Genomic DNA, 21877 nt, shown 5'->3' on the forward strand with positions numbered 1-21877 from the left:
GACATCCAAATGAACAGGTATGCGCCAAACGACGCCAGCCCAGGTTTGACCTGACCGTCCGCTCCGCCTAGGAACAGCGCGAGCCTTCCAGACCCGGACCGGACCATGCCTCCCCGCCATCCCGACGCCATCATCCCCCCGCCCGAAGAAGTCGTGGTTTCGACCAAGCGCGTCGCGTGCGACGGCGGCGGCGGCGCCCTGGGCCATCCACTGGTCTATATGGACATGGGCGAGGACGACTTCATCGAGTGCGGCTATTGCGACCGCCGCTTCGTCCTGTCGGCCCATCCGCACGACGAGAGCGAATATCTGAGCCCGGCCGCCCGCGCGCCCGAGGCCCACTGAGCCCCTTATCGGGCTTCGTCACCTCAGTTGAATCGCGATCACGCCCGGTCCTCTCTATAGAGGGCGCTGACTTGCGCCCTCCCCGGCACGGAGACTGAACCCTTGCGTTATCTGCACACCATGGTCCGCGTAAAGGACCTCGACGCCTCGCTGCATTTCTATTGCGACCTGCTGGGCCTGCAGGAGGTGCGCCGCACCGAGCATGAGGCGGGGCGTTTCAGCCTGATCTTCCTGGCCGCGCCCAAGAATCTGGAGCAGTCGGCGGCGGAACGCTGCCCTGAGCTGGAGCTGACCTTCAACTGGGATGCGGAAGACTATCCGGGCGGCCGCAACTTCGGCCACCTGGCCTATAAGGTCGATGACATCTACGCCGCCTGCCAGCGTCTGGCCGACGGCGGGGTGACCATCAACCGCCCGCCGCGCGACGGCCATATGGCCTTCGTACGTTCGCCGGACGGCATCTCCATCGAACTGCTGCAGGAAGGCGAGCCGCTGGCCCCCGCCGAACCCTGGGTCTCCATGCCGAACACAGGCGTCTGGTGAGAATGCGGACGGCGCTGACGCTGACTGCGGCGGCCCTGACCCTGGCCGCCTGCGCCTCAACGACCGAGAGCAACATCGGCCGCACGGCCACCGAGCAGCTGCTGCTGGCCCGCGCCTCCGACCATGCCGTCGAGGGGCTGTCGCTTCCTTTGCCCGCAGCCTCCGCCGTCTTTGTCGATGACGCCTATTTCCAGGGCGAAGGCAGCCGCTACGCCGTCAGCGCCATTCGCGCGGCCCTGTCCGACGCCGGGTTCCGCATGGCCCGCACCAAGGATGAGGCGGATGCGGTGTTCGAAATCCGCGCGGGCGCCCTGTCGCTGGAGCAGATGCGCCGCGTCTTCGGCCTGCCCGACATGCGCATCCCGATCAACGAGAGCCTGAACGTGGTCTCCCTGCCTGAACTTTCGGCCTACAGCTATCGCGACCGGGTGGGCGTCGCCGAGTTTTCGGGCTTCCTCTATGAGGCCAAGACGGGGGCGCCGCTGGGCGCGGTCCTGCCCATGATCGGCGCCTATCGCATCCGCAGCCACAAGGCCTTCATGGTGGTGTCGTGGGGGCAGCAGCAGGCCGTGCCGGGGCAACGTGATCCGGGATCCAGCTGGAAGGAATTCTAACGGCTGACGCGGAGGCTCCAGCCGCCTATGTTCCGGCCATGACTGACGCCGCCGCTCCCGAGACTGACATCCCCCAAGCACGGGCCATGACCCAGGACGGGCCCCCGCTGCGCCTGTGGATGATCGACGCCTCGGCCTATATCTTCCGCGCCTATCACGCCCTGCCGCCGCTGACGCGCAAGTCCGACGGCCTGCCGGTGGGCGCGGTCCAGGGCTACTGCAACATGTTGTGGAAGCTGCTGAAGGACATGAAGGGGGCCGACGGCCCGACCCATCTGGTCGCCATCTTCGACCATTCGGAAAAGACGTTCCGCAACACCCTGTATGATCAATACAAGGCTCATCGCCCGCCGCCGCCCGAAGACCTGATCCCGCAGTTCCCGCTGGTGCGTGAGGCGACGGCGGCGTTCGGCGTCCACTGTGTCGAACTGCCCGGTTATGAGGCCGACGACCTGATCGCCACCTATGCCTGCAAGGCGCGCGATGCGGGCGGCGAGGCGGTGATCGTGTCGTCCGACAAGGACCTGATGCAGCTGATCGGCGGCGGCGTGGTCATGTGGGACCCCATGAAGGACCGGCGTCTGGCCGAGCCCGAGGTGTTCGAAAAGTTCGGCGTCGGCCCGGAGAAGATGGTCGATCTTCAGGCCCTGATCGGCGACAGCGTCGACAATGTGCCCGGCGCGCCGGGCATTGGTCCCAAGACGGCAGCCCAACTGCTGGACGAATACGGCGATCTGGACACCCTGCTGGCGCGGGCGGGCGAGATCAAACAGCCGAAACGCCGCGAGACCCTGATCAATTTCGCCGACCAGATCCGCCTGTCGCGCGAACTGGTCCGCCTGACCTGCGACGCGCCTGCGCCTGAGGCGATCGACGATTTCGCCGTGCGCGATCCCGATCCCGCGACCCTGTCGGCCTTCCTGGAGACGATGGAGTTCCGCTCGCTGCAGCGCCGGGTCGGCGACGGCAAGGCGGGCCCCAGCGAGGTCTCGGCCTTCGCCCCCAAGCGTGCGCCGAACCTTAGCGCGCCGGTCGCCACCCCCCGCTACGGCCAGGAGGCCGCCGCGCCGACCGAAGTCCAGAGCTTCGACCACGACGCCTATGAATGCGTCCAGACCGAGGAGGCGTTGGACCGCTGGATTGCGCGGGCGGTCGAGGTAGGGGTGGTCGGGTTCGACACCGAGACGGACACCCTGTCGGCGACCCATGCGGGCCTGTGCGGCGTGTCTCTGGCGGTGGGTCCGAACGAGGCCTGCTACATCCCCCTGACCCACGAACACGAGCCGCAGGCCAATGAAGGCGGTCTGTTCGGCGAACCGGGCGAGGCGCGCGAGCCGATCCATCAACTGGACAAGCCGACGACCCTGGCCAAGCTGAAGACGCTGCTGGAAGATCCTTCGGTCCTGAAGGTTCTGCAGAACGCCAAATACGACATCGCCGTGATGGCGCGTCGGGGCATCCGCGTGGCGCCCTATGACGACACCATGTTGATCTCCTATGTGCTGGAGGGCGGGCTGCACGGCCACGGCATGGACGAACTGGCGCGGCTGCACCTGGGCCACGAACCGATCCCGTTCAAATCGGTGGCGGGCGCGGGCAAGAGCCAGAAATCCTTCAAGCACGTCGGGCTGAAACCGGCGACCGGCTATGCCGCCGAGGACGCGGACGTGACCCTGCGCCTGTGGCGCATCCTGAAGCCGCGCCTGGCCCGCGAAGGCCTGTCGACGGTCTATGAGACGCTGGAGCGCGGGATGCCGACCGTGCTGGCGGACATGGAGCTGAACGGCGTCCGCATCGATCCCGACCGTTTGAAACGCCTGTCCAGCGAGTTCGGCCTGCGCATGGCCGAGCTGGAGGCTCAGGCCCATGAGATCGCCGGACGGCCCTTCAACATCGGCTCGCCCCGCCAGATCGGCGAAATCCTGTTCGGCGAACTGAACCTGCCGGGCGGCAAGAAGACCGCGTCCGGCCAGTGGGGCACCGACGCCAGCGTGCTTGAGGAGCTGGCGCTGACGCACGACCTGCCGCGCGCCATTCTGGACTGGCGCCAGCTGTCCAAGCTGAAGGGCACCTACACCGACGCCCTGATCGCCGCCGCCGATCCAGCGACGGACCGGGTTCACACCAGCTATCAACTGGCCGCCGCCTCGACCGGGCGGCTGGCCTCGTCAGACCCGAACCTTCAGAACATCCCGATCCGCACCGAGACGGGGCGCGAAATCCGTCAGGCCTTCATCGCCGCGCCCGGCCATGTGCTGATCAGCGCCGACTACAGCCAGATCGAGCTGCGTCTCTTGGCCCATATCGGCGACATCCCTGAGCTGAAACGCGCCTTCAAGGCCGGGCTGGATATTCACGCCGCCACCGCCTCCGAGATGTTCGGCGTGCCGATCGAGGGCATGCCGTCCGAGACGCGCCGCCGCGCCAAGGCCATCAACTTCGGCATCGTGTACGGCATTTCCGCCTTCGGTCTTGCAGCCCAGCTGGGCATCGATCAGGGCGAGGCCGGGGCCTATATCAAGACCTATTTCGAACGCTTCCCCGGCATTCGCGGATATATGGACAAGACCAAGGCCGAGGTCCGCGAGGCGGGGTTCGTCTCCACCGTCTTCGGCCGTCGCATCCATATTCCGGCCATCCACTCCAAGGCGGGCGCAGAGCGTCAGTTCGGCGAACGTGCCGCCATCAACGCCCCCATTCAGGGGGCTGCCGCCGACATCATCCGCCGCGCCATGATCCGCATGCCGGGCGCCCTGGCCGACGCTGGTCTGAAGACCCGCATGCTGCTGCAGGTCCACGACGAACTGGTGTTCGAGGCGCCGGAAGCCGAGGCCGAGCGCGCCATCGTGATCATCAAACGGATCATGGAGAACGCCTCTGATCCGGCGGTCGTCCTGACCGTGCCGCTGGTGGTCGAGGCCCGCGCCGCCGCCAACTGGGATCAGGCCCACTGACGCCCGGAGCCGCCGAATGACCCTGCGCCAGCGCCATCTGTGGATCGCCATCGTCACTACGCTTGGGGTCTGGGGCCTGTATGGCTGGCGGCTGGTCGAACACATCCGGCTGGGCGATCTGGCCCGGTCGGGGTTTGCGGGCAAGATGGGCGGACTGTTCCTGCTGGGGCTGGTGCTGATCGTCGTGACCGAAGGCGTGCTGACCCTGATCGCGCGGCTGTTGCCCCATCCCGACACGCGTGAAGGCGCGGCGGAACGCAAGGCCACCCTTCAGGCCAGCCATATTTCGTTGATGGCCCTGATCGGCCTGATCACCCTGACGGCCGCGGTCTTGTTCGTGCTTGGCTGGATCGGTCAGCCGGTCCTGTCGCGCCTGCTGACGGCCGTGACGCCCGCTAATCTGCTGGTTCTGATCGCCAACGGGCTGATGGGCTGTATCGTCGTGTCAGAGTTGATCCGTTTCTACATGACCCTCGCCCTGCTGCGGGCGAGACGTTAGATCACCGTCAAAGAGGAAACATCCCCATGGCCGACGCCTATTCCAACCTGCTGATCGAACGCCACCAAGACGGCTATGCGGTGGTGACCCTGAACCGGCCCGAGGCTCTGAATGCTCTGAACTCGGCCCTGTTTAAGGATCTGGCGGACTTCCTGGACAGCGTCGAACATGACGACAGCGTGCGTTGTCTGATCCTGACCGGATCGGGCGACAAGGCCTTCGCCGCCGGCGCCGACATCAAGGAGATGGCGGACCAGACCTACGCCCAGATGTATGCGGGGAACTTCTTCGCCCTGGGCCATGACCGGATCACGCGTTTCAGGAAACCGATCATCGCCGCCGTCAACGGTTTCGCTCTGGGCGGGGGGTGCGAACTGGCCATGCTGTGTGACTTCATCATCGCCAGCGACAAGGCCAAGTTCGGTCAGCCCGAGATCAATCTGGGCGTGGCGCCCGGCATCGGCGGCTCTCAGCGCCTGACCCGTCTGGTCGGCAAGTCCAAGGCCATGGACATGGTGCTGACCGCCCGGATGATGGATGCCGCCGAAGCAGAGCGCGCCGGTCTGGCCTCGCGCGTCTTCCCGCATGACACCCTGCTGGACGAGGTCCGCAAGATCGCCGCCAAGATCGCCGCCCAAAGTCCGCTGGCCGTCATGGCCAACAAGGAGATGGTCAATGCCGCGCTGGAGACGACCCTGACGCAAGGGGTCCAGTTCGAGCGCCGCCTGTTCCACTCCCTGTTCGCCTTTGAGGACCAGAAGGAAGGCATGGCCGCCTTCGTCGAAAAGCGGAAACCTGAATTCAAAGGTCGCTGATCGGTCAACCGATCGCCGTCTTCCGGCGTTAGGGACGGATCATGATCCGTCTCTTCGCTACGCTGTTTGCGTCCCTGATCCTCGTCCTGCCCGGCGCCGCCTGCGCCCAGACCGTGCCGGGTATTCCGTTCACGCCGTCAGCGCCGCCGGTTTTCCAGTCGAACCGGATCATCGTCGAGACGCGGGGAACCGGGCCGGACATCATTTTCATTCCGGGTCTGGGCTCGACCGCGGACGCCTGGCGTTCGACGGCGGCCCAGCTTCAGGGGCGGTACCGGGTCCATCTGATCACCCTGCGCGGATTCGGTCAGACCAACATCGGCGGCAATGACAGCGGCGGCCTGGCCGGGCCTGCGGCCTCTGAAATCGAACGCTTCATCCGTACGCAGAATATCGAACGGCCAGCCGTCATCGGTCACTCGCTTGGCGGCCAGATCGCGATCCGGGTCGCGGCCGACATGGGCAATCGGATCGGACGCGTCATGGTGGTGGATTCTGCGCCCTTCTTCCCGGCCTTGGTCGATTCCCGCGTCACATCAGACCAGATCGAGCCGATGGCGCGGCTGGCCTACCAGGCCCTGATGCTGTTTGGCGATCAGGCGTTGAAGTCTCAGGTGGCCAATCTGGGCGGCGACCTTGGGCTGGCCGGGGACATGGTATTTGGCGGCCTGGGTCTTCAGGGCGGGGACCGGCGCGTGCTGGCCCAGGGCCTGTACGAAGCCCTGACCGTCGATCTGCGCCTTCGCCTGCGTCAGGTCACGGCGCCGATGACGGTGGTCTATGGCTGGACGCCAGACACCAACAGCCCCCGCAACCGCCTGGAAGGTCTGTACCGCTACGGCTTCAGCAACCTGCCCCGACCCGCCCGTTTCGAACGGATCGAAGGCGCCGATCATCAGGTGATGATCGACCAACCCGCCCGGTTCCAGGAAGCGGTCGAGCGGTTTTTGAGCTGATCTAGCGGGCGGCCAAGCCCGCAATCCAGGCGCGCAAAGCGGCGTCATCGGTCATGTCGCCTTCAAACAGGCGATCGGGCCGCTGCGGTTCATTGTTGCCGCGCGCCCGGCCGCGATAGACTTTCATCGGCAGGGCGATCTGCGCCAGACCGCTGGGCAGAACCGGATTGCGGATGTCCATATAGACGGTGTCGGCGGTGGTCTCGCGGCCAACCTGAACAGCGCCAGCGGCCTTCCATAGGTCGACAGCGTCCAGACAGGCCGAGCCGCAGCTTGAATCGGTCAGGACATAGGCCGGACCTGCCATCAATTGCAGCGCGGGTGCGGGGGGCGTGACCGGGGCGCCGGTGTCATCGTCTGCATCGCGCCAATAGACTTGGCCTTCCGCTTGCGCCGCCTTCATGCCGGTCACCACTCTTTCGGCCCAGGCGATCATCTGCGGCTGGCCGTTTGCGGCGCGCAGCTGGTCGAGAAAGTCTGATATCTGGGCCAGATTGCCGTCCGAGGCGCGCCACTCGACAGCCTCAATCGCCGGTTCCGAGTGGGCGGCCATCCAGTCGTCGCCCCACAGGATCTGCGCCATCAGTTCGCTCCAGTGCGAGGAGCCGCCTCCGTTGCCGCGCACGTCAAGCACCACATAACGGGCTGCGCGCAAGGACGCCTGCCGGACCTTCATTTCTTCGATCAGGGCGGTCAGTTTGGCGTAGGTTTCGCCTGAAGGATCGCCGTTGAAGGAGGGCGTCGAAATCCACAAACCGCCGTCGTCCAGGGTGGTGATGCCGAAGTCGAGTGCTCTGCTCTGGATCAATCGGGTGCGGCGCGCGCCCAGATCATCTGGCGTGGCGCGCCAGTTCAGGCTGTAAGTCTTGGTCGCCCCGTCGGTCTCGAACCGGCACTGGCGCATTTCGCTGATCCACGGGTTTTGAGCGTTGAGGAACATCCAGTCGCCGAAAAGGACGTGCTGCGCTTCCAGGAACCAGCGGCCGCGGAACTGACCGATGCGTTGTTCAGCCAGGGCTTCTGCAGCCAGGCCGTCGCAGTCGATCAGACGGGCGCCCAGCGGCGGGGTCGCGGAATCGGCCTCGTCCCGGTCGGCGACCACCTGATCGGCGCCGCGATAGATCGTTAGAAAGCCGGGCCAGCGGGTGGCGAAGCCGTAGCCCGGCTGCGTCACATTGATGCCGACGTGACCGTCTTCAAAACTGGCGACATAGGCGCGCAGCGCCCACCACCAGCCGCCTGCGTCAGTCGTCGTCTTGGCGCGTTCGAGGGCGAGCTCCAGCCCCTGGTCGAGTCGAGGGCGGAAGGCGGGGTTCAGCGGGTCATGCGTCCCTGGATGGCTGTCCACCATGATGTCGTGAAGGCCCGTTGCGTCCTGGACCAGGGTCGCCGACCAGTCGCGGGGCTGGTCCATCGGCTTGAGTGTTTCAGCTGTGGCGGCCTCGGGCTGGCTTTGGTTCTGAGCCTGAACCGCGCTTGTCATCGCCAAGCAGGCTGCGCCCGCCGCCAGAAATTGTTTCACGTTTAGTCCCCTCACTCGTCTCAAATCAAACCTAGCAGCGCAGCTGAGCCTCGCCAGTTAAGCTTTGGTCATGGATGCCCGTCATCCGAGGGCGGCCAGCGTCTCCAGCACGCCCTTGCCGTAACGGTCCAGTTTCGACTGGCCGACGCCGGGCAGGGCGCCCAGGCTGGCCATGTCGCCGGGCTCGGCGTGGGCGATCTCCAACAGGGTCTTGTCCTGGAAGATGACATAGGGCGGGACGTGCTGCTCCGAGGCGCGGTCGCGGCGCCAGGCGCGCAGGGCCTCGAACCGGGCGCGGACGTCGGCGTCCATCGTCTCCAGCGCGGCGTTGCGGCCTTCGCCCGTGCGGTCGCGGCGACGCGGGGCGGCCTCGGCGCGAAGGGGCGCGCGACGGACCTCGACCTGGCGTTCGGACTTATAGACGGCGCGCACGGCCTCGGCGTCGCCCAGACCCACCAGCGGCTTGCCGTCATTGGGATCTTCGACCAGCAGACCTTCGAACAGCAGATGATCGACAATCTCGCGCCATGAGGTCAGCGAGATTTCACGCCCGATGCCCCAGGTGGACAGTTGTTGCTCCCACGGCTGGACGTCCTTGGTGCGGCCCGTCAGGTGATCGACGACGCGGTTGCGGCCGAAGCGCCCGCCCAGACGCTGAACCGCCGCCAGCGCCTTCTGGGCCGGGACCGTGGCGTCATAAAGCTGGGGCGGGTCGCCGCAGATGTCGCAGACGCCGCAGGGCGCCGCGTCCTGTTCGCCGAAATAGCGGCGCACGGCCTGCGGGCGGCAGACGCCCCCGTCCAGCATGGCGAACAGCTGGCGGGTCTTTCGGACCTGAACCTGTTTGATCTCTTCGGCCATGGGGCGGCTGTCGAGGCGTCGCAGCGACCAGGCGATGTCGGACGGGCCATACAGGGTGATGCCCTCGGCCGGTTCTCCGTCACGGCCCGCGCGTCCGATCTCCTGCCAGTAGGCCTCAAGGCTGCCGGGCGGATCGGCGTGAATGACGAAGCGGACGTCGGCCTTGTCCACGCCCATGCCGAAGGCGATGGTGGCGACCATGACCGCGCCGTCCTCGGCCAGGAACCGCTCCAGCCGTCGGTCGCGTTCGCGGGTGTCCATGCCTGCGTGATAGGCGATGGCGTTGGTTCCGGCGTCGCGCAGGGCCTGGGCCACGCGGTCGCAGCCGTCGCGGCTGCCGCAATAGACCACGCCCGACTTGCCGCGCCGTTCGCGGACCAGTTCGATGACGCGGGCGTCGGTCTTGGCGCGCGACGCATTCTCCTTGCGCTCGGCCGACAGTTGCAGGTTCGGGCGGGCGAAACTGTCGACGAAGACCCGGGCCTCCTCCAGCCGCAGCGAGCGCAGGATGTCGTCGCGGGTGCGGGCGTCGGCGGTGGCGGTGACGGCGATGCGCGGCACGTCGGGGAACCGCTCGGCCAGCAGGCCCAGATTGCGATAGTCAGGACGGAAATCGTGACCCCATTGCGAGACGCAGTGGGCTTCGTCGATGGCGATCAGGCTGAGGGGCAGTTCCGACAGCCGGTCCAGCATGGCGCCCGCCGCCAGACCTTCGGGCGAGACATAGAGCAGGTCCAGTTCGCCCGAGCGGGCCGCGCGCCAGATGGCCGAACGCTCGTCCAGGGACACGCCGGAATCCAGACGGGCGGCCGCGACGCCCTGTTGTTTCAGCGCCTCGACCTGATCGGTCATCAGGGCGATCAGCGGCGACACCACCAGACCCAGGCCGGGACGCAGAATGGCGGGGATCTGATAGCAGACGCTCTTGCCGCCGCCGGTCGGCAGGACCGCCAGGACATCGCGCCCGGCCAGGATTTCGGTCACCACCTGACCCTGCAGCCCCCGGAAGTCGCCGTGGCCCCAGACGCGGGCCAGCAGGGCGCGCGCGTCTTCCAGCGTCTGGCTCTCGGCATAGGTGGGCAGGGTCTGCGTGGCGGTCATCCTTCAGGCGTGCTCTGTTTGTTCCAGCAACGACATCCGCCCGACCGTTTGCACAGCCGGGCGTCGCGACGCCGATCAGGCGAGAATCTCAGTGGGCGGGCGAGGCGGCGAACTGGCCGCCGACGCGGTATTTCCACAGATAGGTCGGCGCGGTCGATTCCATGCCGGTCGTGTGGGTGACGCCCAGGTCCGCCAGGGTGGCGGCGTTCGGCGACACGACATTGTCGTGCTCCAGCATCAGCACCTGATCGCGCGTCAGCGGCGGGGTCACGCCCAGAACGCCGACCAGCGACAGCAGCGAACCCAGCGGCTGGGCCACGAAGAAGGGCAGGGGCGCCAGCAGGCGATTGCGGCCCGTCTCGCGACGCACCAGCTCCAGAATTTCGCGGAAGCTGTAGGTCGACGGTCCGCCCAGCTCAAAGGTCTTGCCAACCGCGTCGCCGCGGATGACGCCGCGGGCGATGGCCTCGGCGACATCGCCGACATAGACGGGCTGGAACTTCGTCTCGCCGCCGCCGATCAGCGGCAGGACGGGCGAGAAAGTCGCCATGGAGGCGAACCGGTTCAGGAAGCCGTCGCTCGCGCCGAATACCAGCGACGGACGAAGGATCACCGCATCGGGATAGACGGTGCGGACCTCGGCCTCGGCCTGAGCCTTGGAGCGGCCATAGGCGGAGGCGCTATTGGCGTCGGCGCCTATGGCGGAGATCTGGACCAGACGTCTGACGCCCGCAGCCTTGGCGGCTTCGGCGATGGTCTTGGCGGCCTCGACATGGACGGCCTTGAAGGCGCGCTTGCCGCCGCCTTCGTGCAGGACGCCGACCAGATTGACCACAGCATCCGAACCGCGCACGGCAGCGGCCACATCGGCGGGGTTGGTGACGTCGCAACGCAGGAACTGGATCTGGCCGGGATCGCCCAGCGGCTGGATCTCGATGGCCAGGACGGGGTTGCGCACGGCGATGCGGATGCGCCAGCCGCGACGGGCCAGGGCGCGCACGGCCTGCGACCCGATGAAGCCCGATCCTCCGAAGAGGGTCACGACGCCGGGGGCGAGGTCAGCCATGAGAAATCTCCAGTCGAAATCAGTGTCGGCGGGATAGACGATAGGCCGCCGCGCCGCAACGCGGGATGATGGCGTGACATGAGCTCTGTCTTTACCCGTGTCGCCAAAATCGTCGATCAAAACCGGATCGGCTTGTCCGTCACGTCAGTTTGTCGGCCTTCCTCAGCCCCGGGAACATGGCGGACCAGGCGCCGGTCGCGGCCAGGGCGCCGACACCGCCGAACACGGCTGCGCCCACGGCGCCCAGCATCCGCACCATCAGGCCGGAATAGGCCTCGCCCAGTTCATTGGAGGCGCCGATGAACAGCATGGACACCGACGACACCCGTCCGCGCATGTGATCGGGCGTGGCCAGCTGGATCAGGGTCTGGCGGATGTTTACGCTGATCATGTCTGCCCCGCCGCCGATCAGCAGGGCCAGGGCGCTGAGCCAGACGATCTTGGACAGGCCGAACGTCAGGGTGCAAAGGCCGAACACCGCCACCGCAGCGAACATCCACCGCCCCCCGTGGCGAACGATGGGGAAGCGGCTGAGATAGATGGCCACCGCCATGGCCCCCACGCCGAATGAAGCCCGCAACAGGCCGAACCCCTGCGGGCCGACATGCAGGATGTCGCGCGCGAAGATCGGTGTCAGCAGGGCCACACCCGCCAGCAGCACCACGACCAGATCCAGCGAGATGGCCCCCAGCACGATCTTGGTCTTGTAGACATAGGCTAGGCCTTCCTTGACGGCCTCGACCGGCGACAGGGGATTGGCCTGGGGCGCGGGCTTCCCGCTGGTGCGGATCAGGATGAAGGCGGCGACGGCCAGCAGGAACATGCCCAGAGACACCGCATAGGCCAGCGGCACGTTCACGCCCACGATCACCCCGCCCAGGGCCGGGCCAGCAATGGCACCCGTCTGGAAGGCGATGGACTGGGCCGCGATGGCGGGCGGCAGGGCCTTGCGTCCCACCACCATCGGCAGGAAGGCCTGGCTGGCGGGGGCTAGAAACGCGCGCGCGGCACCGAAGACAGCAGCGACGGCCAACAGCCCCCACAACGGCGGGGCCCCATGCAGCGCCATCAGCAGGAACGATCCGGCGCAGGCCGCCTCGACCAGAATGGAGATCCACACGGTCGTCTTGCGGTCGCGTCGGTCGGCCATGGCCCCGGCGGGCAGCGTGAAGGCCAAGAGCGGCAGGAACTGGCACAGGCCGACCAGACCCAGATAGAGGCTGGCCTCTGCGACCGGGTGATCGCGGCGGGCGATCTCATACACTTGCCACAACAGGGCCGACGACTGGATCTGGATCGCCAGCACGGCGACCACGCGCCCGAACCACAGCAGGCGGAAATCGCGAATGCCCCAGGGACTGGACGGGCCGTCTGGCGGCGCAGGCGGAACGGGCGGGGCGGCGGGGCCGGTATCTATGGTTTCTGTGGTCACGTTCGTCTGGGATACTTCGGATAGGGTTGGCCGTCGCGGTGGAAATAGCGGTCCGCGCCGTCGGGCAGGATCATGTCGATATCGGGATAGTCGCAGGCGGTAACCGCCAGGCTGCGCGTGCCGACTTCCAGCAGAACGGCGTCGCGGCCGGATCGGTTCTCGAGCTTGTGCCCGTTCGGCACGCCGGCCTTGAACCCGGCGCAGTCGCCTGCGCGCAGAAGCGTTTCGCCATCGTCCTCGACCAGCACGACCTCGCCCTCGATCACCATGACAAACTCGTCCTCGGCGGCGTGCCAGTGACGCTGGCCCGACCATGCGCCATGCGGCAGGCGCAGCAGGTTGACGCCGAACTGGCTCAGACCCGCCGCATCCCCCAGTTTCCAGCGCTGACGCGGCAGGCAGGGCCCCGCGAATTCGTCCGGGTAGGTCGTGCCGTCGCCGCGCGGCGCAATATCGATGTCGATGTTGGGCATTACGCCTTCTCGCCTTTGCGGGATTTCCCTAAAGCATAGCGCCATGAGCCGCGCATCAACTCCCGTAATCGATCCTGTCGAACTGACCCGCGACCTGATCCGCATTCCCTCCGTCACGCCTGCCGACGAAGGGGCGATGGATGTGCTGGAACGCCATCTGACAGACCTGGGCTTCACCTGCCGTCGTCTGGCGTTCGAAGGCCCCAGCGGCGTCGGCGTCGATGCGCGGATCGAGAACCTGTATGCGCGGCGCGGGACGGCCTCGCCCAACCTGTGTTTCGCAGGCCATACGGACGTAGTGCCGACCGGACCGTCGGATCAGTGGACGTCTCAACCGTTCAACGCCGAGGTCAAGGACGGGGTTCTGTACGGGCGCGGCGCCGTGGACATGAAGGGCGGGATCGCCGCCTGGGTCGCCGCCGTGTCCCAGGTGTTGGCGCAGGGCGAGCCGGAGGGCTCCCTGTCCTTCCTGATCACCGGGGACGAGGAAGGCCCTGCCCTGCACGGCACCAAGCGGGTGGTCGAAGCCCTGACGGCCGAGGGTGAAGTCATCGACGCCTGCGTAGTCGGCGAACCGTCCTCGTCCCAGCAGCTGGGCGATATGATCAAGGTCGGGCGTCGCGGCTCGCTGAACACCTGGATCACGGTCAAGGGCAAGCAGGGCCACGTCGCCTATCCCGAACGCGCCGCCAATCCGGCGCCTGTCGTGGCCAGACTGATGGCCCGACTTAACGACCATGTTCTGGATGACGGCTATCCGTCTTTTCCCCCGTCGAATCTCGAAATCACCACCATCGACATCGGCAACCCGTCGACCAACATCATCCCCGCGCAGGCGACGGCGCGGCTGAACATCCGCTTCAACCCCAGCCACACCGGCGACAGCCTGATCGAGTGGCTGAACCGCGAGGCGGGCGCCGTTCAGGCCGAGACGGGGCTGCAGATCACGCTGGAGCACCTGTGCTCGGGCGAGGCCTTCCTGACTGAACCCGGCGATTTCGTCAGCGCCGTTCAGGACGCGGTCGAGGCCGAACTGGGCCGCCGCTCCGAGGCCTCGACCACCGGCGGCACTTCCGACGCCCGCTTCATCCGCGCCCTGTGCCCGGTGCTGGAGCTGGGCCTGGTCGGCCAGACCATGCACCAGATCGACGAGCGCGTGCCGACGGCGGAACTGGAGGCCCTGACGCGCGTCTATCGTCGCGTGATCGAGACCCTGTTCGAGCGGCTGGCGAAATAAATCTGCGGGCCGTGTCACAACGGTCCGCCCTGTCTCGTCATGTCTGCATCGCGCAACCCCGCGCACGGAGACACGACCATGACCGAACGCCTCAGCACCCCCTATAAGATCGCGCCGGACGCCTATCAGGCCATGATCAAGGTCGAAGCGGCCATCGCCGCCAGCGGTCTGGAGCACAGCCTGCTGGAGCTGGTGAAGCTGCGCGCCTCCCAGATCAACGGCTGCGCCTTCTGCATCCACATGCACACGACGGATGCGCGCAAGGCGGGCGAGACGGAGATGCGGCTCTACATGTTGAGCGCCTGGCGGGAATCCAGCCTCTATTCGGACCGCGAACGCGCCGCCCTGGCCTGGACCGACGCCCTGACGCGGATCGAACAGACCCAGGCCCCGGACGCGGACTATGACTTGGTCAAGGCCCAGTTCAGCGATGCGGAACAGGTCAACCTGACCCTGGCCATCGGCACGATCAACGCCTGGAACCGACTGGCGATCGGCCTGCGGCTGGCCCATCCGGCGGACGCTGCGCGTGTCGCCGCCTGATCCGGCGACGGACCTGTTCGAGACGCACCGGCCCCGGCTGGTGCGTCTGGCCTATCGGATGCTGGGTTCGGTCGCCGAGGCCGAGGATGTGGTCCAGAACGCCTGGCTGCGCTGGCGCACCGTCGACGCGGCACAGGTGCGCGAGCCCGGCGCCTGGCTGACGCGCACCACCAGCCGCCTGGCGCTCGACGTGCTGAAGTCCGCGCGCGCCCGACGCGAGACCTATTTCGGGGCCTGGCTGCCCGAACCATTCATTGAGGCCGAGGCTGAGCCGGCTCAGGACAGCCTGACGCTGACGCTGATGATGGCGCTGGAGCGACTATCGCCGTTGGAGCGCGCGGCCTTTCTGCTGCACGACGTCTTCGGCGTCGGGTTCGATGAAGTGGCGACGACGCTGGACCGCGATGCTGCGGCTGTGCGCCAGCTGGCCGCCCGCGCCCGCCGCCATGTGCAGGACGCCCGGCCCCGCTACGTCGTCGGACGTGAAGAAGGCGACCGCATCGCCCGCGCCTTTTTTGACGCCAGCCGCAGCGGCGATGTCGATGCCTTGACCCACCTGCTGTCCGAAACCGCCGTCGTGCGCGCGGACGGCGGCGGCAAGGTGATCGCCTTCCGCAATCCGATAGACGGGCTGGCGCGCATCAAACGCCTCTACACCGGCCTTCATCGCAAATACGGCATGGACTCGTTCGTCTTCCTGCGCCTGTTGTGGATCGACGGCCTGCCGGGGTTTGTCAGCCTGGAGCGCGGGCGGGTGCTTCAGACCACGGCTCTCAACATCGAGGATGGACGGATCGTCGAGATCTTCATCACCCGCAATCCGGACAAGCTGGCCCGCGTCGCCGCCGAACTGGGTCTGTCCCCGCCCGGCGGCGTCCACTGATCAGGGGCGTTCGAGGAAGCGCAGCGCCGTCAGGACGTGGGTCTTCACGCCCAGCGGCAGCACCTTCTCGTTGGGTGAGAATTCGGGCGAATGGTTGGGCGCGGACTGGGACGGATCGACGCCGTCCGGGCTGGCGCCCAGATGATAGAAGACGCCGGGGATGACCTGCTGGAAATAGCTGAAGTCCTCGGCCACCGTGGTCGGGGGCGTCGCCGGATTCACATTGCCCTGCCCGGCCGCCTCGGTCAGGACCGGGGCCAGCCAGGCCGACAGGCCCACGTCGTTGAAGACCAGGGCCGCGTTCTGTTTGACGCTGAACTCCGCCGTCGCGCCGTAGGCTTCGGCGACATGGCCGATGGCCGAGTTGGCGCGGGCGACCAGGGCGTCGCGCTGGGTCACGTCGAAGGTCCGCAGGGTTCCGGACAGGGCCGCGCTGTCGGGAATGATGTTGTAGCGCACGCCCGCATTGACCGTGGCGATGGTGAAGACGGTCGGTGTGGTGGTCGGATCGACCGTGCGCGCGGTCAGGGTGTTGACCGTATCGACCACCTGGGCCGCGACCGCCACCACGTCGACGCCGCGCCAGGGCCAGGCGCCGTGCGTCTGTTTTCCCTTCAGGCTGATGTCGACCCGGTCTGACGCCGCCATGAAGCCTTCGGGGCGGTAGAAGACGGTTCCCGGACGGCCCGGCACGACGTGCAGCCCGAAGATCGCCTCCGGCTTGGGATTGGCCAGCGCCCCTTCCTCGATCATCAGGGCGGCGCCGCCCTTGGGCTCTCCGGGAGGGGCGCCTTCCTCGGCGGGCTGGAAGACGAAGACGATGGTTCCGCTGATCTGATCCTTCAGGCCCGCCAGCACCTCGGCGGCGCCCATCAGCATGGCGATGTGCATGTCATGGCCGCAGGCGTGGGCCACCGGAACCGTCGCGCCCATATAGGCGCCGGTCGCGGTCGAGGCGAAGGGAAGGCCGGTCGCCTCCTGCACCGGCAGGGCGTCCATGTCGGCGCGCAGGGCCACCACGCGGCCCGGATGGGCGCCGCGCAGCACCCCGACCACGCCGGTCTTGCCGACGCCGGTGCGGACCTCCAGCCCCAGCGCCCGCAGATGGTCGGCGACCACCCCCGCCGTGCGCGTCTCGGCAAAGCCCAGTTCAGGATGCTGGTGCAGGTCGCGCCGCCAGGCGGTGACTTCCGGCAGGATCCGCTGAACCGCAGCGTCCACGGTTTCGACCGGCACGGCCTGCGCATGAGCGGCGCCCGCCGCCAGCGTCAGTGCAAGGGTGGAGGCGGCGAGCAGGCGGCGCATGTGAAGATCCTGTGAAATTTCAGCCCGCGCGATGGTGTGGGCGCCGCGCCCACTTGTGCAACCACCATCGGTCGCCGATCATCATTTTATGGCCAAGCCGATCAAGAGCACAGACACCCAGTGGCGCGACGTCGTTCTGGTGTGCCGCAAATGCTCCAAGAAGCTGGACGGCGGCTTCGGCCCGGACGGCGACCTGACGCTGAAGAAGGCGCTGCGGAAATATCTGCACCTGAAAAAGGGCAAGAAGGGCCGCAAGGGCGAGCTGACGATCACCGGCGCCGACTGTTTCGACATCTGTCCCAAGGACGCGGTGGTGGCCGTCAATACGGCCCAGCCCAAGAAGCTGCTGATCATTCCCGTCGGCGCCGACCTGTTCGAGGTCAAGACGCGACTGGGTCTGGACGACGGGCGGCGGCTGAAACTGGTTCAGCCGGAGTAAGCGACGCAGCAACGCATCGGGTCTTCCTTCCGGCGAAAAGCCGTGTCAGATCGCACGCCATGGAAGACACCCGCATCGACAAGCGCGCTGGCGTTAAGGCCACATCGGATCGGCTCTGGGAGCTGATCTCGGACCTGCCGTCCTGGAACCACTGGAACCCCATCGACACGGATGTCGAGGGCGCCATCGCCTATGGCGGCCAACTGGCGATGACAGAAGCTTATCCGGGCATCCCCGAGCGCCGGGCCCTGGGCCGGGTCGCAGAGTGGCAGCCCTATTCGCGCCTGGTCTGGACCGAGAAACGCGGCTTCCTGTTCGCAACGGTCCGCTACATCGGCATCGAGGAACTGGACAAGGGAAGCTGCATCGTCACCTCCGGCATCCGGTTTGTCGGCCTGCGCGGCGAACTGCATCTGGACAAGCACAGGGCCAGCATCCGCAACGCGCAGGAAGCCATTGTCGAGGGTCTGAAGGCCGCGGCGGAACGTCAGGGCGCCTAAGACTTAGAGCATGATCGTTTTAGACGGAACCGCTACGCGGTTCCGACAGAAGCGTGAATCATGCTCTCGCTTAATATCTGGAGCCTGATTCACCGCATCGTCGGAATCGCGCAGCGATTCCATCTCAGCGGATCAGGCTCTAGACGGCCTAACCGCCTGCGCCGCCCCCGCCCATCGTGTCTTGGATGCGGATGATGGCCGGGCCGAGGATGACGAGGAACAGAACCGGCAGGAAGAACAGGATCATCGGCACGGTCAGCTTGGCGGGAAGGGCCGCCGCCTTCTTCTCCGCCGCCGACAGACGCAGGTCGCGGTTCTCCTTGGCCATGGTCCGCAGGGCGGTGGCCAGGGGCGTGCCGTAGGTTTCCGCCTGGGTCATGGCGGTCGCCACGGACTTGACGCCCGGATGGTTTGTGCGTTTGCCCAGGTTCTCATAGGCCATGCGCCGGTCCGGCAGATAGGACAGCTCCGCCGACAGAAGGCTGAGCTCCTCGGCCAGGGCGACCGATGTCGTGCCCATTTCCTGGCTGACCTTGGCGATGGCCGCCTCAATCGACATGCCCGCTTCGACACAGATAAGCAGCAGGTCCAGGGCATCGGGAAACGCCTGCATGATCGAGGTGCGGCGCTTGGTGATCTGGTTCGACAGGAAGACGTTCGGCGCATAGAAGCCCACCACCGCCGCCCCGACGACAATGACCAGCCGCACCGTGAAGGCCAGGCCGAAGTCATTCAGGATGAAGACGTAGAAGACCGCGATGGCGAAGAAGATGAAGGGCGTCGCAAAGCGGAAGAAATAGAAGGTCGTGATCGGGCGCGGGCCGCGATAGCCGCCTTCCGCCAGCCGATCCAGAAGCTTGGGATCTTCCAACAGTTTGATCAGGTTCAGCCGATCGACGACCCGCTTCTGGAAGCCTTCGTCCGTATGACGCAGGCCGACGGAGCCGGGGTTCTGCAAGGCGGCGCGCGAGCGGCGTTTCAACTCGTCGCGGCGTTCGTTCACCGACTTGATGCGCTTGTTCAGGTTCCGGTCGCCGCCCATCGAGGACAGCAACGTCATCACCGATGCAAAGACCAGCACGCCGACGGCGATGCTGAGCAGGTTCTGCGGCTGGGTGATGAAATGGATGAAGCCGTTCATGCCTTCACCTCAGAACTTGAACGAAATCATGCGCTTCATCACGAAGATGCCGAGCGACATCAGCATGACCGCAATCAGCAGCACGAAGTTGCCGCGCGGGTCCGTGAACAGCAGTCCCATGTAGGACGGGGTGGTTATGCTGACCAGCAGCATCACGACAGGCGGCAGGGAGCCGATGATGCCGGCCGAGGCGATGGCTTCCGATGACAGCGCCTTGATCTTTTCGCCCATCATCCGACGCGCCCGCAGGACGCTCGACAGATTGCCCAGGGCCTCGGCCAGGTTGCCGCCCGTCTTCTGCTGAATGGCGATGACGATGGCGAAGAATCGCAGTTCCGGCGTCGGTATGCGGCCATACATACGTTCCAGCGACTGCTCCAGCGTCATGCCGACGCCCAGCCCTTCGACCAGCCGCTGGAACTCAGGCCCCAGCGGCGCCGGGCTTTCGCGGGCGATGATCTTGAAACACTCATGGACCGGCAGGCCCGATTTGATGCCGCGCACGATGACGTCGACGGCGTTGGGAAACTCCAGCGAAAACTTCGCCATCCGCTTCTTGGCCAGGAAGCCGATGATCCAGCGCGGCAGACCAATGCTGACGATCAGGCTTATGCCCAGGGCGATGACGATGTTCATGCCGAACAACAGGCTGAACATCAGGGCGACCACGCCCAGAACCCCGCATATGATGTAGAAGGTCTGCACCTTGAGCGACAAACCGGCGTGGGCCAGTTTGGCCGACATGGACATGCGGGCCTTGCGTTCGCGCCGCTCGGCCTCCTGCAGCTGCGTCATGATCTGCTTGCGGCGCGCTTCGGGCGTATTGGCGACGGCGGTGGTCTTGCTGCTGGCCGCGCTTTTCTTTCCGGTGATCGTTTCGGCCCGCTTCAGGGCCTGGCTGCTGGAATCATCGCCTCCGACCAGCGCCCAGCCCAGACCGCCGATGGTGATGAAGGCCAGAATGGCGGCGAGGATCGGAAGCATCGGTTACTCCGCCGCGTCCAGGGCGTCGGCCAGTTCGCGTTCCAGCCCATAATAGCGGGCGCGGTCCCAGAAGCGGGGACGGGCGATGCCGGTCGAGCGGTGACGACCCACGACCTTGCCGTTCTCGTCCTCGCCGGTGATGTCATAGACGAACAGGTCCTGGGTCACGATCACGTCGCCTTCCAGCCCCACCACCTCGGTGATGTGGGTGATGCGGCGCGAACCGTCGCGCAGACGCGCGGCCTGGACGATGACATCGACCGATCCGACGATCATCTCGCGGATGGTGCGCGACGGCAGGCCGTATCCGCCCATGGTGATCATCGACTCCATCCGGCTGATGGCTTCGCGGGGACTGTTGGCGTGAAGCGTGCCCATGGAGCCGTCGTGGCCCGTGTTCATCGCCTGCAGCAGGTCGAACGCCTCCGGTCCCCGGACCTCGCCGACGATGATCCGTTCAGGACGCATCCGCAGGCAGTTCTTGACCAGATCGCGCATGGTGATCGTGCCCTGGCCCTCAAGGTTCGGCGGGCGGGTCTCAAGACGCACCACGTGGGGCTGCTGCAGTTGCAGCTCGGCGGCGTCCTCGCAGGTGATGACCCGCTCGGTCGGATCAATGAAGGCCGTCAGGGTGTTCAGCAGCGTGGTCTTGCCCGAACCCGTGCCGCCCGAGATGACCAGATTGCATCGCGACGCGCCGATGACGCCCAGGACGCGCGCGCCCTCGGGACTGATGGAGGCGTACTCCACCAGGTTCTTCATCGTCAGCTTGTCCTTCTTGAACTTACGAATGGTCAGGGTCGGACCATCGATCGCCAGAGGCGGGGCGATGACGTTGACGCGCGATCCGTCCGGCAGGCGGGCGTCGCAGATGGGGCTGGATTCATCGACGCGGCGGCCGACCTGCGACACGATCCGCTGACAGATGTTCATCAGCTGGGTGTTGTCGCGGAAACGGACATTGGTCAGCTGAACCTTGCCCGCGACCTCGATGAAGACCCGGCCCGCGCCATTGACCATGATGTCGGCGATGTCGTCGCGCGCCAGCAGCGGCTCCAGCGGACCATAGCCCAGGACGTCGTTGACGATGTCCTGAACCAGATGCTCCTGCTCGGCCACCGACATGGAGACGTTCTTGATCGCCACCAGTTCGGAGACGATGTCGCGGATTTCCTCGGACGCCGCCTTCTGGTCCAGCTGGGCCAGCTGGGACAGGTCGATGGTGTTCATCAGGGCGTTGAAGATGGTCGTCTTCGTCGCGTGATAATAGTCGCTCTGTTCACGGACGATCTGTGTGACCGACTGCGCCTTCTTCAGTTGCTCAAGACCTGCCGTGGGCTTGGGACCGGCGCCCTGACGCGGCGTGGGTGCTGGCGCAGGCGGCGCCTTTGGCCGGTTGGCCAGCGCATCGAGGCGGTCCGCTGCGGCGGCCGTCTGCGGACGAGCCTGGGGCCCAGCCTGGGTCGCTCCATTATCGGCGAATGAGGCCGCGGGTTCGAACGCGCCCTCTTCTCCGAAGGCGAAGGGTTCGGGCTGAACGCCGGACACGGAGTGAGGTGTCAGCACCGCCGCGTCCGCATAGCCGGAAGCCCCGCCCGGCTTGGCTGCGGGAGGCGCGGGCGCGGGTGCGGCGCCGGGTTGACCTGTGCGCTTGCCGAACACGC

The 21877-nt window shown here is 66.5% G+C and carries 21 protein-coding genes; 12 read left to right on the plus strand and 9 right to left on the minus strand.

Features of this window, described 5'->3' with window-relative positions; genetic code table 11:
- Nucleotides 1–105: 105 nt before the first annotated feature.
- The 7 genes from KWG56_RS16285 to KWG56_RS16315 all read left to right on the plus strand — a co-directional run bounded on the left by KWG56_RS16285 (nt 106) and on the right by KWG56_RS16315 (nt 6726).
- Complete coding sequence (locus tag KWG56_RS16285) at nt 106–345, plus strand: zinc-finger domain-containing protein (RefSeq protein ID WP_201099628.1); 240 nt, start codon at nt 106–108, stop codon at nt 343–345.
- A gap of 102 nt (nt 346–447) precedes the next feature.
- Nucleotides 448–888: a VOC family protein gene (locus KWG56_RS16290; protein WP_219352936.1), complete on the plus strand. Its 441-nt coding sequence runs from the start codon at nt 448–450 to the stop codon at nt 886–888.
- A gap of 2 nt (nt 889–890) precedes the next feature.
- Complete coding sequence (locus tag KWG56_RS16295; protein ID WP_219352937.1) at nt 891–1502, plus strand: DUF6655 family protein; 612 nt, start codon at nt 891–893, stop codon at nt 1500–1502.
- Between the two features lie 38 nt (nt 1503–1540).
- Nucleotides 1541–4456: a DNA polymerase I gene (polA, locus tag KWG56_RS16300; protein ID WP_219352938.1), complete on the plus strand. Its 2916-nt coding sequence runs from the start codon at nt 1541–1543 to the stop codon at nt 4454–4456.
- Between the two features lie 16 nt (nt 4457–4472).
- Nucleotides 4473–4955, plus strand: coding sequence for a hypothetical protein (locus KWG56_RS16305; protein WP_219352939.1), 483 nt, complete (start codon nt 4473–4475; stop codon nt 4953–4955).
- Between the two features lie 26 nt (nt 4956–4981).
- Nucleotides 4982–5770, plus strand: coding sequence for an enoyl-CoA hydratase-related protein (locus tag KWG56_RS16310; RefSeq protein WP_219352940.1), 789 nt, complete (start codon nt 4982–4984; stop codon nt 5768–5770).
- Between the two features lie 41 nt (nt 5771–5811).
- Nucleotides 5812–6726 (plus strand): alpha/beta fold hydrolase, encoded by a 915-nt coding sequence (locus KWG56_RS16315; protein ID WP_219352941.1) that lies wholly within the window; start codon nt 5812–5814, stop codon nt 6724–6726.
- A 1-nt stretch (nt 6727) separates the two neighbouring features.
- Here the strand turns inward: KWG56_RS16315 and KWG56_RS16320 are convergent, their stop codons facing one another.
- The 5 genes from KWG56_RS16320 to KWG56_RS16340 all read right to left on the minus strand — a co-directional run bounded on the left by KWG56_RS16320 (nt 6728) and on the right by KWG56_RS16340 (nt 13181).
- A complete protein-coding gene (locus KWG56_RS16320; protein WP_219352942.1) occupies nt 6728–8248 on the minus strand; it encodes a S41 family peptidase in 1521 nt (506 codons plus the stop codon).
- A gap of 81 nt (nt 8249–8329) precedes the next feature.
- Nucleotides 8330–10210 (minus strand): DNA helicase RecQ, encoded by a 1881-nt coding sequence (gene recQ / locus KWG56_RS16325; protein WP_219352943.1) that lies wholly within the window; start codon nt 10208–10210, stop codon nt 8330–8332.
- An 88-nt stretch (nt 10211–10298) separates the two neighbouring features.
- The gene (locus tag KWG56_RS16330; protein ID WP_219352944.1) at nt 10299–11276 is read right to left on the minus strand and encodes a complex I NDUFA9 subunit family protein; all 978 of its coding nucleotides are present in this window, start codon (nt 11274–11276) and stop codon (nt 10299–10301) included.
- Between the two features lie 139 nt (nt 11277–11415).
- Nucleotides 11416–12708 carry an MFS transporter gene (locus tag KWG56_RS16335; RefSeq protein ID WP_244999547.1) on the minus strand — a complete coding sequence of 431 codons (1293 nt, stop codon included), beginning with the start codon at nt 12706–12708 and terminating at the stop codon, nt 11416–11418.
- Nucleotides 12705–13181, minus strand: coding sequence for a cupin domain-containing protein (locus tag KWG56_RS16340; RefSeq protein ID WP_219352945.1), 477 nt, complete (start codon nt 13179–13181; stop codon nt 12705–12707). Before KWG56_RS16340 ends, KWG56_RS16335 begins: the two co-directional genes overlap by 4 nt.
- 43 nt (nt 13182–13224) lie before the next feature.
- On the opposite strand from KWG56_RS16340, the gene dapE reads away from it, so the two are divergent.
- The 3 genes from dapE to KWG56_RS16355 all read left to right on the plus strand — a co-directional run bounded on the left by dapE (nt 13225) and on the right by KWG56_RS16355 (nt 15844).
- Nucleotides 13225–14418, plus strand: a complete 1194-nt coding sequence (gene dapE / locus KWG56_RS16345; RefSeq protein ID WP_219352946.1) for a succinyl-diaminopimelate desuccinylase — start codon at nt 13225–13227, stop codon at nt 14416–14418.
- 78 nt (nt 14419–14496) lie between these two features.
- Nucleotides 14497–14961 (plus strand): carboxymuconolactone decarboxylase family protein, encoded by a 465-nt coding sequence (locus KWG56_RS16350; protein ID WP_219352947.1) that lies wholly within the window; start codon nt 14497–14499, stop codon nt 14959–14961.
- Entirely contained in the window at nt 14948–15844 is an 897-nt protein-coding gene (locus KWG56_RS16355; RefSeq protein WP_219352948.1) for a sigma-70 family RNA polymerase sigma factor, read from the plus strand. Before KWG56_RS16350 ends, KWG56_RS16355 begins: the two co-directional genes overlap by 14 nt.
- Here KWG56_RS16355 and KWG56_RS16360 read toward each other — a convergent pair whose 3' ends face one another.
- Nucleotides 15845–17149, minus strand: a complete 1305-nt coding sequence (locus tag KWG56_RS16360; protein ID WP_219352949.1) for an amidohydrolase — start codon at nt 17147–17149, stop codon at nt 15845–15847.
- Between the two features lie 88 nt (nt 17150–17237).
- Between KWG56_RS16360 and KWG56_RS16365 the strand changes: the two genes are divergently transcribed.
- Together KWG56_RS16365 and KWG56_RS16370 are read left to right on the plus strand one after the other, a co-directional pair.
- The gene (locus KWG56_RS16365; RefSeq protein WP_219352950.1) at nt 17238–17588 is read left to right on the plus strand and encodes a hypothetical protein; all 351 of its coding nucleotides are present in this window, start codon (nt 17238–17240) and stop codon (nt 17586–17588) included.
- Nucleotides 17589–17647: 59 nt separating this feature from the next.
- Entirely contained in the window at nt 17648–18088 is a 441-nt protein-coding gene (locus tag KWG56_RS16370) for an SRPBCC domain-containing protein (RefSeq protein ID WP_219352951.1), read from the plus strand.
- Between the two features lie 148 nt (nt 18089–18236).
- Here the strand turns inward: KWG56_RS16370 and KWG56_RS16375 are convergent, their stop codons facing one another.
- From KWG56_RS16375 to KWG56_RS16385, 3 genes are read right to left on the minus strand one after another with little or no spacing between them, the layout of a single operon-like run.
- On the minus strand, nt 18237–19229 hold the full coding sequence (locus KWG56_RS16375) for a type II secretion system F family protein (protein ID WP_201099602.1): 993 nt from the start codon (nt 19227–19229) through the stop codon (nt 18237–18239).
- A gap of 9 nt (nt 19230–19238) precedes the next feature.
- Nucleotides 19239–20213 (minus strand): type II secretion system F family protein, encoded by a 975-nt coding sequence (locus KWG56_RS16380; protein ID WP_219352952.1) that lies wholly within the window; start codon nt 20211–20213, stop codon nt 19239–19241.
- 3 nt (nt 20214–20216) lie between these two features.
- The gene (locus KWG56_RS16385; RefSeq protein WP_219352953.1) at nt 20217–21875 is read right to left on the minus strand and encodes a TadA family conjugal transfer-associated ATPase; all 1659 of its coding nucleotides are present in this window, start codon (nt 21873–21875) and stop codon (nt 20217–20219) included.
- Nucleotides 21876–21877: the final 2 nt, after the last annotated feature.

Origin of the sequence: Brevundimonas nasdae, from assembly GCF_019395145.1 — a bacterium.
GTDB classification, from domain to species: domain Bacteria; phylum Pseudomonadota; class Alphaproteobacteria; order Caulobacterales; family Caulobacteraceae; genus Brevundimonas; species Brevundimonas nasdae.

Coding starts and splice junctions, on each gene's coding strand:
- KWG56_RS16375 (WP_201099602.1), bottom strand. CDS start 19,229: ATGAACGGCTTCATCCATTTCATCACCCAGCCGCAGAACCTGCTCAGC.
- KWG56_RS16330 (WP_219352944.1), bottom strand. CDS start 11,276: ATGGCTGACCTCGCCCCCGGCGTCGTGACCCTCTTCGGAGGATCGGGC.
- KWG56_RS16365 (WP_219352950.1), top strand. CDS start 17,238: ATGGCCAAGCCGATCAAGAGCACAGACACCCAGTGGCGCGACGTCGTT.
- KWG56_RS16380 (WP_219352952.1), bottom strand. CDS start 20,213: ATGCTTCCGATCCTCGCCGCCATTCTGGCCTTCATCACCATCGGCGGT.
- KWG56_RS16350 (WP_219352947.1), top strand. CDS start 14,497: ATGACCGAACGCCTCAGCACCCCCTATAAGATCGCGCCGGACGCCTAT.
- KWG56_RS16360 (WP_219352949.1), bottom strand. CDS start 17,149: ATGCGCCGCCTGCTCGCCGCCTCCACCCTTGCACTGACGCTGGCGGCG.
- recQ (WP_219352943.1), bottom strand. CDS start 10,210: ATGACCGCCACGCAGACCCTGCCCACCTATGCCGAGAGCCAGACGCTG.
- KWG56_RS16285 (WP_201099628.1), top strand. CDS start 106: ATGCCTCCCCGCCATCCCGACGCCATCATCCCCCCGCCCGAAGAAGTC.
- KWG56_RS16305 (WP_219352939.1), top strand. CDS start 4,473: ATGACCCTGCGCCAGCGCCATCTGTGGATCGCCATCGTCACTACGCTT.
- KWG56_RS16370 (WP_219352951.1), top strand. CDS start 17,648: ATGGAAGACACCCGCATCGACAAGCGCGCTGGCGTTAAGGCCACATCG.
- KWG56_RS16340 (WP_219352945.1), bottom strand. CDS start 13,181: ATGCCCAACATCGACATCGATATTGCGCCGCGCGGCGACGGCACGACC.
- dapE (WP_219352946.1), top strand. CDS start 13,225: ATGAGCCGCGCATCAACTCCCGTAATCGATCCTGTCGAACTGACCCGC.
- KWG56_RS16315 (WP_219352941.1), top strand. CDS start 5,812: ATGATCCGTCTCTTCGCTACGCTGTTTGCGTCCCTGATCCTCGTCCTG.
- KWG56_RS16310 (WP_219352940.1), top strand. CDS start 4,982: ATGGCCGACGCCTATTCCAACCTGCTGATCGAACGCCACCAAGACGGC.
- polA (WP_219352938.1), top strand. CDS start 1,541: ATGACTGACGCCGCCGCTCCCGAGACTGACATCCCCCAAGCACGGGCC.
- KWG56_RS16295 (WP_219352937.1), top strand. CDS start 891: ATGCGGACGGCGCTGACGCTGACTGCGGCGGCCCTGACCCTGGCCGCC.